The sequence below is a fragment of the Deltaproteobacteria bacterium genome (assembly GCA_029210625.1).
Classification (GTDB): Bacteria; Myxococcota; Myxococcia; order SLRQ01; family SLRQ01; genus JARGFU01.
The window spans coordinates 180,517-194,341 of sequence record JARGFU010000009.1; the positions used below are offsets into that span (position 1 = coordinate 180,517).

Annotated in this window: 13 protein-coding genes; 1 reads left to right on the forward strand and 12 read right to left on the reverse strand. The window is 69.7% G+C overall.

The features are described from left to right. Positions 1-23: 23 nt before the first annotated feature. The 7 genes from P1V51_10695 to P1V51_10725 all read right to left on the reverse strand — a co-directional run bounded on the left by P1V51_10695 (position 24) and on the right by P1V51_10725 (position 5,845). Complete coding sequence (locus P1V51_10695; GenBank protein ID MDF1563503.1) at positions 24-806, reverse strand: FecR family protein; 783 nt, start codon at positions 804-806, stop codon at positions 24-26. Beyond that, positions 803-1,246: a PEGA domain-containing protein gene (locus tag P1V51_10700; GenBank protein MDF1563504.1), complete on the reverse strand. Its 444-nt coding sequence runs from the start codon at positions 1,244-1,246 to the stop codon at positions 803-805. Before P1V51_10700 ends, P1V51_10695 begins: the two co-directional genes overlap by 4 nt. A gap of 16 nt (positions 1,247-1,262) precedes the next feature. After that, positions 1,263-2,582 carry a hypothetical protein gene (locus P1V51_10705; GenBank protein MDF1563505.1) on the reverse strand — a complete coding sequence of 440 codons (1,320 nt, stop codon included), beginning with the start codon at positions 2,580-2,582 and terminating at the stop codon, positions 1,263-1,265. Positions 2,583-2,610: 28 nt separating this feature from the next. Further along, positions 2,611-3,282 carry a hypothetical protein gene (locus P1V51_10710; protein MDF1563506.1) on the reverse strand — a complete coding sequence of 224 codons (672 nt, stop codon included), beginning with the start codon at positions 3,280-3,282 and terminating at the stop codon, positions 2,611-2,613. 298 nt (positions 3,283-3,580) lie between these two features. After that, complete coding sequence (locus P1V51_10715; GenBank protein ID MDF1563507.1) at positions 3,581-4,252, reverse strand: hypothetical protein; 672 nt, start codon at positions 4,250-4,252, stop codon at positions 3,581-3,583. Positions 4,253-4,256: 4 nt separating this feature from the next. Then, on the reverse strand, positions 4,257-5,444 hold the full coding sequence (locus P1V51_10720; GenBank protein ID MDF1563508.1) for a hypothetical protein: 1,188 nt from the start codon (positions 5,442-5,444) through the stop codon (positions 4,257-4,259). Between the two features lie 23 nt (positions 5,445-5,467). Beyond that, the gene (locus P1V51_10725; protein MDF1563509.1) at positions 5,468-5,845 is read right to left on the reverse strand and encodes a PilZ domain-containing protein; all 378 of its coding nucleotides are present in this window, start codon (positions 5,843-5,845) and stop codon (positions 5,468-5,470) included. Positions 5,846-6,036: 191 nt separating this feature from the next. On the opposite strand from P1V51_10725, the gene P1V51_10730 reads away from it, so the two are divergent. Continuing rightward, a complete protein-coding gene (locus tag P1V51_10730) occupies positions 6,037-7,479 on the forward strand; it encodes a response regulator (protein MDF1563510.1) in 1,443 nt (480 codons plus the stop codon). Position 7,480: 1 nt separating this feature from the next. Here P1V51_10730 and typA read toward each other — a convergent pair whose 3' ends face one another. The 5 genes from typA to P1V51_10755 form a co-directional block, all read right to left on the reverse strand. Further along, a complete protein-coding gene (gene typA / locus P1V51_10735) occupies positions 7,481-9,346 on the reverse strand; it encodes a translational GTPase TypA (protein ID MDF1563511.1) in 1,866 nt (621 codons plus the stop codon). A 27-nt stretch (positions 9,347-9,373) separates the two neighbouring features. Then, positions 9,374-10,069: an adventurous gliding motility protein CglE gene (cglE, locus tag P1V51_10740; protein ID MDF1563512.1), complete on the reverse strand. Its 696-nt coding sequence runs from the start codon at positions 10,067-10,069 to the stop codon at positions 9,374-9,376. 17 nt (positions 10,070-10,086) lie between these two features. Then, positions 10,087-11,970, reverse strand: a complete 1,884-nt coding sequence (locus P1V51_10745; protein ID MDF1563513.1) for an AgmX/PglI C-terminal domain-containing protein — start codon at positions 11,968-11,970, stop codon at positions 10,087-10,089. Positions 11,971-12,009: 39 nt separating this feature from the next. After that, the gene (locus P1V51_10750) at positions 12,010-12,288 is read right to left on the reverse strand and encodes a hypothetical protein (GenBank protein MDF1563514.1); all 279 of its coding nucleotides are present in this window, start codon (positions 12,286-12,288) and stop codon (positions 12,010-12,012) included. Positions 12,289-12,464: 176 nt separating this feature from the next. After that, entirely contained in the window at positions 12,465-13,823 is a 1,359-nt protein-coding gene (locus P1V51_10755; GenBank protein ID MDF1563515.1) for a tetratricopeptide repeat protein, read from the reverse strand. Between the last annotated feature and the right edge of the window lie 2 nt (positions 13,824-13,825).

The window sequence follows — 13,825 nt, forward strand, 5'->3', positions numbered from 1 at the left end:
GGGTGCGCGCTCGCGGCAGCGCCCTACTCGCCAGCCAGCGCCGCGTCGCGCTTCTGGTTCCAGGCGACCCACGCGGCCTCGGCGGACTTCGCCTCGTCGGCCGCGGCGAACTCCTCGGGCTCGGCGGGCAGGCCGTTGGCGCCGATCTTGATGGACATCATCTCGCCCACCAGCTTCTCCCACTGGTCCTTCGAGACCTGCTGGGGACCGGCGACCTCCTGCCGCTTCTCGCCCGTCTCGTGGGTCTGGTACATCGGCCGCATGCCGGCGACGGCCACCGCGCCGTTGTAGACCCGCACGAGGGTCGACTTGTCCTTGTTGGCGTTGACCCGGAAGGTCGTGCCCCGGACGCCGGCCACGGCGTTGTCGGTGGTGATCTCGTACTTGCTGTCCGCCCCGAAGGCCTTGGTCACCTTGGTCCAGGCCTTGCCGAGGGAGAGCCCCACCGAGACCTTGCGGCCGCCGTCGATGAAGGCGGCCTCCTTGATGGTCGCCTCGCTCTTGGGGCCGAGGCGCACCATCGAGCCGTCGCCCAGCTTGATCTCGAGCTTGGAGTTCCCGATGGTCTTCACCTTGTCGCCGGCGAAGACCGACTCGCCCTTCTTGAGGGCCTTCTTCTGGTCCTTGCCGAAGTAGCGGAAGGCGCGGCCCTCCCGGAAGGTGACCTCACCCGCGGCCTCGACCGCCGGAGCCGCCGCCGGCTCGTCGGCCGCGAAGGCCGAGGTGATGCTCACCGAGGCCAGAGTGGCGAGAGAGATCGCACCCACGAGGAGCGCGATATGGCGGCTGTCGATTCGAGCCTTCATGGGGCTGTCTCCTTGTCCTTTTCGTCCGATCCCTCGGGCATCGCCGGAAGACGCCGGAGCTTCACGGGAATGGTTTCGGTCACGTCGGCAGCGACGTGCACCTCCGCGCGGTAGGTCTCGTAACCGGTCAGGCGAACCTCGATGCGATGGGTCCCGGGATCGAGCTCGAGGTAGGCGGGCGCGATGAAGTCCGAGCCCAGGCCCTGGGTCACCCCGTCCAGCTCGATCTCCGCCTCGGTGGGCTGCACCGCCAGGCGGATCCTGCCCCGGCCCGGGGCCGGCATCTCGATGGGGAGGGCCGCCGGGGCGGCCTCCCCGGAGGTGACGGGGAGCGGGGTCGCCGGGGGGTCAGCCGAGGCGGGGCTCTGCGCTCCCGCACATCCGCCCAGGCCCCCGAGGAGGCCGAGGCCGCCCAGGAGCAGGATTGGCAATCGGCTCACCCCTCGACTCCCTCGACTACTTCTCCAGCTTCAAGGTCAGCGCGCCGGGCTTCACGCCCATCACGGCGACCGAGAAGGGCCCCAGCTTCTTGGCGGAGAGCTCAGCAGCGATGTCCTCGGCGCTGGCCGTGGTCTGCACCTCGAGCTTGGCCTTTCCATCGGCGAACTCGCGCTGCTGCACCGAGCTGATGCCGGTGATCCCGTCCTGCAGCAGACCCTTGAACTTCATCAGGTCGCCGTAGGAGGACACGCCGCTCACGTCGAGCTTCACCCAGGAGCCGCTCTCCTGGTTCTGCCAGGTGTCGGCCAGGCCCTGCTTGATCTTCACCGAGAGCGAGCGGGCGAGGCTCTGGAAGCTCCAGTTGCCGGCCAGGTCGGGGGAGACCGCGGTGCCGTTGCCGTCGCCGGAGGCCGTGGTGAGCACGGCGCCGGTGCGGATGTCGATCAGGCGGACCGAGCCGGAGGCGTGGGAGGCGACCAGCGAGTCCGAGTTCCACATCTGCTTGAGGTTGTTCTTGGGCACCATCGCCGTGGCCGTGCCGTAGACGATGATCTCGGCGTCGGTCAGGCCGCCGATCTTGGCCAGCACGTCGTCGGAGACCTTCTCGCCCTTGAGCCCCGCGACCAGCGGGTGGGAGGCGAGGGAGGTGTAGTCGAAGAAGCGGAACTGGAGGTTGGCCGGCAGGGGCTCCCAGCACTCCTTGCGCTTGGTGGCCTTGGGCGAGCCGCACTCCTCGTCGCCCTTGCGGGTCTTCACGGTCTTGCCCTCACCCACGTAGGTCTTGTTGAGGTAGTCCATGAGGGCGTTCTCGAAGACCTGCGGCCTCGGACCGGCGGCGCCACCCTCGGCGTTCCACCAGTAGCTCGGCTTCGGCGAGTCGGCGTTCTGCTCGGCGACCATCAGGAGCACGCGCGGGTAGCGCTGCTTCTGGATGAGGAGGCCGATGCGATCGAGGCGATCGCGCAGCTTGCCCTTGGACACGGTGACCTTCAGGGTCACCTTGCAGCTCGCCGCATCGCAGGAGGGCGCACCGACCGGCTCCCAGCCGCTCACGTAGCCACCGCTCTGGGCGCTGACCTCGTCGCGGACCGCGATCCAGTCCTTGCTCTCGGAGATGCCCGTGACGAAGGTGCCGGCCACCCTCTCCACCGCGTCCCGGAGGGCGTACTGCTTCGCCTTCTGCTTGGCGGCCTCCACGTTGCCCGCCACGATGGCGGCCTCACCGGTGCTCTCCACCGTCTGCTCCGCGGCCTTCTCGGCGAAGGCCGGAACCGAGAACATCGTGGTGACTGCAAGCGCCACCACCGTCCAGACCTGCTTTTCGAGGCTTCTCATCCTCTTTGCTCCTTTTTCTTGGCGCTCATCAGTCAGTAACGATCATGACGCGCCCCTCCGAGAGGAAGGGCTCGCTCTTGGCGGCTCCGCGGACCTTGCCGGCCACGTCCATGGCCAGCACGACGTCGCTGCCCTTCGCCTCGGTGGCCTTCACCACCAGCGGCGAGCAGCCGACGCGGGCGTTCGACTTCGCCTCGTCCACGGACTTCGCGTAGGCCGCGACGCCACGGTCGGCGGCCGCGCCGGGCTCCAGCAGCGCGGAGGCGGCGACCTCCTTGCCGGAGGCATCCAGGACCCGCGGCGCCAGCGCCGGCACGACGCCGGTACCCTTGGCGTCCACCACCAGGCCGGTGGTCCCGCCCGCGCAGGCGCCCTTCGGGGTGGCGCTCGCCGGGATCACGGCAGAGGCCAGCTCGCCGTCGAGCTTCATCTCCACGTCCACCTCCACGCCGCCGTCCGAGAAGTAGCGCGTCGCGGTGACCTCGAAGTTGCGCAGCACGCCCTGGACCTTGGCCTTCACCGAGGAGTTCGACTCGATGATCCCACCGACGCTCTCACCGCCGGTGACCTCGACCCCCTCGAGGGTCTCGAGGATGTTCCGCATGGCATCCAGCTTGGCGGCCTTCTCGGCCCCCAGGCGGGCGACCGTGATGTTGGCCGCCTTGAGGTTGGGAGCCCCCTTACCGGTAGCCTTGACCACCCGGTTGCTCCAGTCGACTTGACCCTTCTCCGCTACCGCCGAGCTCGACAGGCCAACCCCCAGGGTAAGACTCATCAAAGCGACGACGACCCGCCCTCGCATCATCATGCGGAACTCCTTTCCGGATGTGTCCCACTAGCGTTCTCTTTGTACTCGACAGTGATCAGACCTCTTTGGATCGGGTCCCGTCAAGCATCACCGGCGATATCCAATATGAGTCCAAGGCCTCGAAATCTCTGTGATTGTAATCACAGGGACTCATTCGGCTCCGCAGCGCTCCGACGGGAGGCGGCCCGGTCTATTCGCCGCCGCCCCAGCGGAAGCCGAAACCGAGGACCACGTCGGTGACCCAGCCCCGCCGCAGCACCTGCAGCTCGACCACCGGCTCGGCCCGGGTCCAGGGCCAGGCCAGCTGCACCCGGCCTCCGAAGACGGGGCGCAGGCTGGTGCTGGTCTCGGTCTGAACCCCGCCCGCCTCGACGCGCTGGAGGGTGGAGCCCAGCGCCACCCCGCCGAGGCCGCCCAGCTCGAGATCAGCCTCTCCCAGCCGCAGAAGCACCGAGATCGAGCCCTGCGCCGCCAGCAGGATCTGGCGCACCGTGAGCACCGAGGTGCTCCGGCGGTGCCAGCTGGCGAGCCCCCAGGCCTGGAGGCGCAGGCTTCCCAGCGCCACCCCTCCCCCGCCGGCCAGGCCCGGCGCGAGGGCCGGGCTCTCCCGCTTCGGGGACCCCAGGGCCCAGATCCCCATCACCACGCTCCCCAGGGGCCGCAGCCCCCGCCGCCCCCGGGGGCGCGCCTCGCGCTCGCCCTCGGCGGCCTCCGGCCGGGCCGGCGCCGGTCCGAGATCCACCTCCTCCAGGGAGGTCTCCTCCTCCCCCTCCTCGCCCAAGGGGGCCCACTGCGCGTGGGCCGCAGGGGCGGCGAGCAGCGCCGTCAGGAAAAGGGCGATCGGGGGGAGGCGCCGCATCATCGCTTCAGGGACACCCGTTCACGGGCCCGGCGGCGGCGAAGCGCTCGCCGAGGATCCGGCAGACCCGGGCCTGGAAGGGGGCGCCCTCGCCGGCGCTGGCGGCCGCGAGGACGGCGAGGAAGTCGGGCACGGTGAAGGTGCCCACCCTCTGGATGGCCCATTCGAGCGCGGCGGGCAGCGCCGCCAGCGCGGCGAGGACCCAGCGGTCGGCGACGCCCGGGTCCTCGCTCTCGGCGCGGATGCGCCAGAGGGCGCTGGCGAGGACCGCCCCCAGGAGGTAGGGGTCGAAGCCCGTGAGGTTCTGCTCCGCGTCCGCCATGGCCTGGGTGTAGAGGCGGGCCACCGAGACGTCCCGCCGGTCGCTCTCCGAGGGGAGCGTCAGGGCGATGAAGTCGGGATCCCCCGTGACCCAGGCCCCGAAGTAGTCGGCCAGCCCCTCGTTGAAGCCCGCCAGCCGGGCCTGCGCCGGCCCGTCGAGGGAGAGGGTCCGCCAGGAGAGGGGCTCGAAGTCGTCCACCAGGCAGGACCAGATGCCGTGGCTGTACTCGTGGGCGATGATCCCCTGGTTCATGGCCATCGCGAGGGTCGGGAACGCGTCGTGGGGGAGGAAGAAGATCGAGCCCATCAGGGGCATGAAGAAGGCGTTGTCGTGCTGCTTGCCCCCCACCCCGCCCGCGCGCTCGATGAAGGTGAGGTCGTAGTAGGTGGGCAGCCGGGCCAGGCAGGCGGGCGGCAGGCCGGCGCCCACCGCCGCGCGTCGGGCGCGGGCCACGTGGGCGTAGGCGGTGGCCATCCCGAGGGAGTGGTAGTCCTCGGCCAGCCAGACCGTCTGCGCGCCCCCCGCGCTCTCCAGGGTGCCGGGGCTGAACATCGCCCGGGGAGGCCGGCCCCTCCGGCGGACCATCGCCTCCTTCACGTCGTCCAGGGTGAGGAGCTCGCCGGCCTCGATGCCTCGGGCGATCTCGTCGTGATCGAGGACCAGCTTCGCTCCGGCCAGCACCTCCACGCCGGGGCCGCGGAGGTGAGCCAGGGACTCGATCTCCGGCAGCTCGGTCGGGACGATGGCGTAGGTCCCCGGCGTCTCACCGGGGCCGAGCACCCCCACCGTCACCGGACCCGAGACGTCGGGCCCGCACCCCGCCGCGAGGAGCAGCAGGATCGTCGGTAGGCAGCGCGGCGGACGAGAGGCCATCCGCCGCAGTCTACCCTCGCCGGCTAGTTCGCGCGCGGGAGGCTCCGCCGTCGGCGGCGGCGGCGGGCCACGTAGGCCGCGATCAGGGTGCGGTAGCGCTCGGGCATGGCGGTGAAGCGGATGCCGGAGCCTTCCCGGCCGTCCTCCCCCACCTCTCGCACGATCTCGCCGCTGGCCCAGATGACCTCGCGGCTGCCGGGCAGCGCGAACTCGAGGTGCACCTCCTTGCCCTCGAGCGCCGGCTCGATGAGGCTGCGCAGGTAGATGCCTCCGATGGAGATGTTCCGGGTCCGGCACATGAAGGGCTCGTCACCGACGATCTTGTTCAGGAAGATGTCGAGCGGTGCCCGCTGCTGCCGTCGCGTCCGCTCCTCGCTCCAGGTCTTCTCGGCTGCAATCACGGTGGCTCCTCCTTCGAGTGGGCCTTTTCGGGGGGTGGTGGGACTCGGGTCTCCCTCGGTCTCCCCGGAGAGGCGTTGTCCTACCTCCAACCTACCGACCCCCCGGCGGCCGTCAAAAAAAAGGCCCACCGCGGATCGAAGCAGTTCGGTGGGGCTGGCAAGTGCCCGGAAATCGCGGTTGAATGGCCGCAATGGCCGCGCGGATCCTCGTCGTGGACGACCACATCGAGCTCGCCACGCTCCTGGGCACAGCGCTCGAGGGACGGGGGCACGTGATCGAGCTGGCCCACAGCGGAGAGGAGGCCCTCCAGGCCGTCCGCGTGCAGCGGCCCGACGCCGCGGTCGTCGACCTGCTCCTGCCGGACATGCTGGGCACCGACGTGATCGACGCCCTGGTGGCCTCCGAGCCGCCGATCCCCGTCATCGCGATCTCGGGCGTCTTCCGGGGACCCTCCGGCAGCCACGCCGCGGTCGAGGAGCACGGGGCGCACCTCTTCCTCGAGAAGCCCTTCAGCACCAAGGCCCTCCTGGACGGGATCGCGGACCTGGTCGGCGCGACCGCCGAGGTGCCGGTGGAGATCGCCGAGGAGGACGCGGCCGAGGAGGCGCTGATCGAGCTGGAGCTCTCCGAGGCCATCGAGATCGACGAGGAGGAGCTGCAGCCGACCAACCCGCCCTCCCCTCCGGTGGCCTACGAGGCGCCCCTGACCTACGAGGCGCCGCTCCCCGAGCCCGGTCCGGCGCCCGAGCGCCGCAGCGCGGGGAAGCTGGCCCGGATGGGCTTCGTCGAGGATCTGGCGGGCGAGGCCGACCCCGGCCCCGCGCCGGATCGTTCGGCGAGGGCGCGGCTCCCCCGCCCCCCCCCGGAGCCGGCCACTCCGACCCGGCCCGCGGCGCGCTCCGGCGACCTCGCCCTCACCCGGGTCCCCCGCCTCATCGCCGCGCAGACCCTCGCCCGCACGACCGGCAGCCTGGTCCTGCGGCGCGGCAAGGCCACGAAGGCCATCTACTTCCAGAACGGTGAGCCGGTCTACGCGGCCTCCAACCTCGCCCGGGACCGCCTGCTCTCCTTCGCCGTGCGGCGCGGCAAGCTCGCCCGGGAGGACGCCGAGGCGGCCATGGAGATCGCCCGGGAGACCCAGAAGAAGACCGGCCAGATCCTCCTGGAGATGGACGTCCTCGATCGGGACGAGCTCACCGCGCTGGTGAAGGACCAGCTCCGGAGCCTCCTCTGGAGCACCTTCGACTGGCGGGAGGGCAGCTACCAGCAGCGCCCCGAGAAGGGCACCCGCTCGAACGTCGGCATGGGTCTGCCCCTCGGGAGGCTCGTCCTCCAGGGCATCGCCGAGACCCTCTCCCTCGAGGCCCTCCAGGACTGGCTCCCCGAGACCACCGTGCTGGGCCCGGGCACCGCCCCGACCGTCCCCCTCGAGGAGCTCGACCTCGACTCCGGCACCGCCCACCTCCTGGTGGCCGCCGATGGCACCAAGACCGTGCGCGACCTGCTGGCCCTCGCCGCTCCGCTGCCCGAGCGCGAGGTCCTCGCCTTCCTCGCCGGCCTCGAGGCGCTGGGCATCCTCGTGACCCGCGATCAGATGCTCACGAGCCTCTCGCGGGTCGGCTTCCTGATCTGACCTAGCGGTCCAGCTCGCCGGCCTCGCGCTTGCGGTCGCGGACCTCGCGGTGCCGGGTGACGGCGTCCAGCGCGCGCTTGCGGATCCGGATCACCTTCGGGGTGACCTCGACCAGCTCGTCGTCCCGGATCCACTCCAGGGCCCGCTCGAGGCTCATCTGCCGGGGCGGCGTGAGCAGCACGGCGTCGTCCTTGCCGGCGGCCCGGATGTTGGTGAGCTTCTTGGTCCGGCAGACGTTCACGTTCAGGTCGTTGTTGCGGTTGTGCTCGCCGACGACCATTCCGTCGTAGACCGGCACGCCCGAACCGATGAAGAAGACGCCCCGATCCTCGAGGGAGAAGAGCCCGTAGGGCACCGAGACGCCCTGCCGGTCGGAGACCAGCGCGCCACTCGAGCGGCGCACCAGCGGCCCGGCCCACTCGTCCCAGGTGTCGAAGATCGTGTGGAAGATCCCCTCCCCCTTGGTCTCGGTGAGGAAGCGGGGCCCCAGCCCCACCAGCGCGCGGGTCGGGATCCGCCACTCCATCTTGGTGCGGCCCGAGCCGGCGTCCTCCATGGCCAGCATCCTCCCCTTTCGCTCCCCCAGGATGGTGGAGATGCCGCCCACCGCCTGGGTGGGCAGGTCGAAGAAGAGGATCTCGTAGGGCTCGAGGATCTGGCCGTTCTCCTTGTGCAGCACCGGCGTGGGGGCGCTGACGGTCAGCTCGTAGCCCTCCCGCCGCATGCTCTCCACCAGCACCGCCAGCTGCAGCTCGCCCCGCCCCGAGACCTTGAAGCCCTCCATCTCGGGGAGCTTCTCGATCTGGATGGCGACGTTGCGCCGGTCCTCCTTCTCGAGGCGGGCCTGGAGGTGGCGGTTGGTCAGGTAGCGTCCGTCCTTGCCGGCGTAGGGGCCGTCGTTGACCCGGAAGACCATCGAGAGGGTCGGCGGATCGACCGTCAGGCGCGGCAGGGCCCGGACCTTCTCGGCCTCGCAGATGGTGTCCCCGACGGTCACCTCCTCGATCCCCGAGACCAGGACGATCTCGCCGGCCGAGACCTGCTCCACGGTCCGCCGGGCCATCCCGGAGTAGACCCCGAGGGTGGCGATGGTCCCGTTGATGGTCTGGCCCTCGTCCTGGCAGACGGTCACCCGCTGGTTGGTGCGCAGGCGCCCGGCGTGCAGGCGGCCGATGGCCAGCCGTCCGAGGTAGTCGTCATGGTCGAGGTTGCTGACCAGCAGCTGAGGCGGGTCGTCCTCCGAGCCGACCTCCGGAGGCGGGAGGGTCTCGATCAGGGTCTCGTAGAGGGCCTTCAGATCCGTCGCGGTCTTCAGCTCCTCCAGGCTGCGGGCCGCCTTCCCGTCCCGGGCGATGGCGTAGATCACCGGGAACTCGATCTCGCTGTCGGCGGCGTCGAGATCGATGAAGAGGGCGTAGACCTCGTCGAGGACCTCCTCCGGGCGGGCGTCCTGGCGATCGACCTTGTTGATCACCAGCACCACCGGGAGGTTCTTCTTCAGGCTCTTCTGGAGCACGAAGCGGGTCTGGGGCAGCGGCCCCTCGGCCGCGTCCACCAGGAGGAGCACCCCGTCCACGAGGTTCAGCGCCCGCTCGACCTCGCCGCCGAAGTCGGCGTGCCCGGGGGTGTCGACCAGGGTGATCCGGTGACCCTCCCACTCGAGGGCGGCGGCCTTGGCGAGGATGGTGATGCCCCGCTCCCGCTCCTGATCCATGGAGTCCATGACCCGGTCGATGGCCTCCTTCCGGGCGAGCGCGCCGCTCTGCCGGAGGAGGTGGTCCACGAGGGTCGTCTTGCCGTGGTCGACGTGCGCAACGATCCCCACGTTGCGCAGACGCCCGGCGCCTGCACGCGAAATCTCGCTCACTACTTTGCTACTTCCTGGATGGGTGCGTCAGAAGACGTACTTGAAGCGAGCCGCGATCTCGAGTCCGATGATGTTCGCCCCGCCCGCGGAGCGGAAGCGTGCCCCCAGATCCGCTCCGATGACGAAGTGGTTCAGGTAGGTATGAAGCTCGGTCGTCGCCAGCAGCCCGCCGCCGAAGCCGAGGGCGAGCCGGTTGGGAACCACCCCCCGCTGGTGCTCGGGCACCGGGCCCACGGCGGCGATCCCGCCGAGGAGCTTGCCGCCCACGAACCACTGCTGGGTCATGGGGTGGCTGTAGCCGAAGAAGACGTCGGCGGTGGTCAGCGAGAACGAGTCGGCGCCCTCGGTCACCATCCCGGGGTTGTTGACCTGGTTGCCGCAGACGTCGGCCAGGCAGGCGCCGGCGACCGATCCCATCCCCAGGCGCAGCCCGAGGGTCAGGCGGTCGGTGAGGTCGTAGCCCACCCCCAGCCCGAGGAAGGGCTGACCGTCGGAGACCCCACCCGGCCCGAAGGCGAAGTAGGTGCCGACGCTGAAGTCGGTGTAGAGCCCACGGTGCGGCTCGATCGGCACGCCCAGGGGGGGCACGGCGATCTGCCGCTTGGCCTCGTCGTCGGTGGGCGGCGCGCCGCCCTCCTGGGCGAGGGCCGGAGCCGAGAGGGCCAGGAACAGGCCCGCGAGCATGGCCCGCGAGGCCCACTTCTTCGAAAGGGTCGCACCCATCACGCTGTCCCCTCTTCCTAGTTGCTGGGCTTGAAGATCCAGGGGTACGTGACCTGCACGATGCCGCCGCCCTTGGGCTGCGGGAAGCGCCAGCGCTTCACCCGGGTGATGATGCAGTTCTCGACCTCGGAGTTGCCCATCGTCGTCTGGGCCACCGTGGCCTTCGCCACCGCACCGGTCGCGTCGATGATCCAGAGGATCGCGATCTTGCCGTAGAGGTTCGGGTCCTTCTGCAGCTCGCGCTCGTAGCAGTACTTGATCTCGTTCTGGTGCCGCCGGACGATCCGGGCGATGACCTCCTTGTCGAGGCCGCCCTTGACGATGGTGGTGCCGGAGCTCAGGTTGCTCTTGCCGCGGCCCTTGCCGCCGAGATCGACCGAGCCGTAGCCACCGCGGCCGCGGCCGCCACCCTTGGTGCCCAGGCCGCCGATGCCGAGCGCGGAGCCACCGCCACCGGGGCCGGTGCCGCGAGAGCCGAGGCCGCCGACGCCGTGGGCGTCACCCATGCCGGCGCCACCCTGCAGGCCGCCCAGCGCGTTGTTGATGCCGGTGCCGAGGCCGCCGGGACCGAAGACGTTGGAGGCGGCGCCGTCGTCCGGCGCGTTGAGGGCTGCCAGCAGGCCGGACTGCATGACCTTCTTGCGATCCTCTTCCCGCTTGTCGACGTCGACCACGGGGGCGCCCTTCTTCGAGGGAGCGGCCTCCTTCTTGACCTCTTCCTTCTTGCCGAACTTGCCCTCGTCGTCCTTGGCCTTCTTGCCCTCCTCGATGCCCGAGAGGTCCTTGAACTTCTTCTTCTCGGTCTCCGGCGGCTTGATGATCAGCTTCGCGAAGCGGTTCGGGTTCTTGAAGAGATCCTCGGAGAGCTCCTCGGCGTTGATCGGCGTGAAGAGGAGCGCCGCGATGAAGAGGATGTGGGCCATGAACGAGGTCGAGAGGACCTTCGTGAAGTAGAAGTCCAGGGTCGTCCAGACGTTGGTGACGATCCGCTTGGAGGGCTTCACGTAGCGGACCACGAAGACGGTGTCGTCGACGTAGATCATCGCCTGATCGTGGAGCCCGAGCTTGTAGGTGTAGCCCTTGAACTCGGTGTCGGCCCGCAGGGCCTTCCCGCGATCCTTCAGCTCGTCGAGGCCCACCGTGTCGCCGTCGCCGTCGCGGACCTTGAGGTCCATGCCCTCGGCGATCACCAGCTTCCAGGTGTCACCCTCGGCCTGGAGGAAGGGGAAGCGGTTCAGGGGGATGCGGTCGTTGGCGAGGTTGAAGTCGTTCTTCTTGCCGTCGCCGACGGTGACCTGCTTCTGGTTCAGCTCGAAGTGACCGAGACCGATGATGGTGTCGGACCACACCATCACCACCTCGAGGAGCTTCGCCGCGGAGGTGGGGCGCTCGGACTCCGGGATCTCCTCGGAGAAGAGCTTCATGGTGTCGCCCTCGGGCTGCAGCGCCTGGACGATCTCGGTGGACTGCCGCTGCTCCTTGGAGGCGGGGGCGGCCACGGGCGCCTCGGCGGCGGCCTTCTTGGCCTTCTTCTTGTCCTTCTTGGCCGGCTTCTCGTCGCTCTCCGCCGCCGCCTCGGGCACCGAGACCACCTCGGTCATCTCCCGGCCGGCCTCGGCGCCGTCGCCGAAGGAGACGCGGATCTTGCAACCGCCGATCTCGACCACGTCGCCGCTGTCGATGGACTCCTCGCGGATCTCCTTGCCGCCGATGCGCGTCCCCGACTCGCTGCCGAGGTCGATCACCCGGATCCCCTTCTCGGGGTCCACCTTGATCATGGCGTGGATGCTCGAGACCTTGTCGTCGTCGAGCTGCACGTTGGCGGAGGCGCCCGAGCCGACGATGATGCTGTCCTGCTCGAAGGAGGCGTCCTGGACGTCGCCGTCCGCCTTGATGATCATCAACTGAATCTTCTGAGTCGCCATGCGTGTGCTACCTGCCTAGAGGTTGTCCACCGAGGTCTGCAGCTCGGAGAGGAAGTCGTCGCGGAGCCGGATGAGGCTGCTGAACTTGGTCTTCTTGCGGTCCAGCAGGTAGGCCCCCTCGGGCTTGGTGAGCTCACCCTCGAGGGTGACGTCGTTGAAGTCGATGACGGTCTTGTCCGAGTACCGGACCCCGGCCTCTTCCTGGGCCACCGCCGCCGTCGCCCAGCCGAGCGCCGCCACCAGGGCGAAGGCGACCACCGCCGTCACCGCCATCTTCGTCCAAACCTTCTTCATGCTCACCGCTCCAGCGTGTGCTGTGAATTTCCGCAATTGCTCGTGCTCTGTGGGGATCTTCGGCCGGATCTACGAGGCGCGGAGTCTACAGAAAGGCCTCGGTTTTTGCTTCCCACCGCGCACTTACTTTGACCCCGGGGCGCGGCGGGAGTTCCAGCCTAATTTCCCCAATGACTTCAGCCGTTTGCGCTCTCCTTGGCCGATACCTCGGCCTCGGGGCTCGCCGCGGAGGCGTCCTCGGGCGCCGGGGCCGGCTCACCCTCCCCCTCGGAGCCCTCCGGGGCCACCTCGGGATCGGCCGCCGGCTCCCCCTCGGGGGCCGCCTCGCCCTCCGGCGCGGGCTCGCCCTCGGGCGCCACCTCGGGCGTCGCCTCGGGCTCGGGCGTCGGCTCCGGCGCGGCCGCCTCGTTGGCCTTGATCTCGCGCATCATCTGGATGGACTCGATCCGCGACTTGGCGTTCTCCACCTGCTCGGGCTTCGCGCCCTCCATGCCCATGAAGCGCTTGCACTGCGCCTCGGCCTCGACCGGCTTCGTGTTCTGCAGCGACTTGCAGAGGCCGAAGGCCGCCGGGGGGAAGTTCGGCCGGATCTTCTGGACCGCCGCGTACTCCCGGGCGGCGCCGTCGAAGTCCTGGGCGCCCTCGAGCGCCTGGGCGTAGTAGAAGTGCGCCTCCCAGGAGGCGGCGTCCAGGTTCACCGCCTTGGCGAAGGACTCCGACGCGGCCTTGTAGTCCCGGTAGGAGAGCGCGTAGGCGCCGAGGTTGAGGTGCCCCGGGGCGAAGCCGGGATCGAGCTCCACGGCCTTCTGGAAGTTGCCGAAGGCGGCGCGCATGTCACCCCGCTTCATCGCGATCATGCCCAGGTTGTTGTAGATGCCCGGGTCCTTCTCGTTGCGGCGCTTGGCGGTGCCCATCATGAACTCGGCGAGGCGGTAGGCCCCCTGGTCGTAGTGCACCAGGGCCAGGTTCTTGTGGGCGTCCGCGTTGTCGGCGTCGCGGGAGAGCAGCGTGCGCAGGGTCTTCTCCGCCTTCTTGTACTTCTTGTCGAGGCGGTAGAGCACCGCCAGATCGTTGAGGATCCGGCCCTCGTAGGGGTTGTCCTTGCGCAGCTTCTCGAGGATCTCGATGCCCTCGGCGAAGCGCACCTGATCCCGGCGGATCTTCGCCAGGTTCATCGCGGCCTCGAGGTGCCCGGGGTCCTGTGCCAGGACCGCCTCGTAGAGCTCGGCCGCCGGGTCGAGCTCACCGAGGTGCTGGAGGCAGTAGGCGAGGTTGTAGCGGGCCGTGGTCAGGTTGTCGGCCATCTCGAGGGCCTGCTCGAACTTCACCCTCGCGGTGGCCCAGTCCCGGGCCTCCATGGCCTTCACGCCCTCATCGAAGCGGCTCTGGGGCGTGTCCTTCCGGGCCACCGGCCGCACCGCGACCGGCATCTTCTCATCCGGATCGACCACTTGCGGCTTGGGACAGGCGGTGGAGAGGAGCAGGAGGGCCGCAGCCGAGGCGAGCGTCGTCAGCTTCTTCATGGTGATCGTCATCG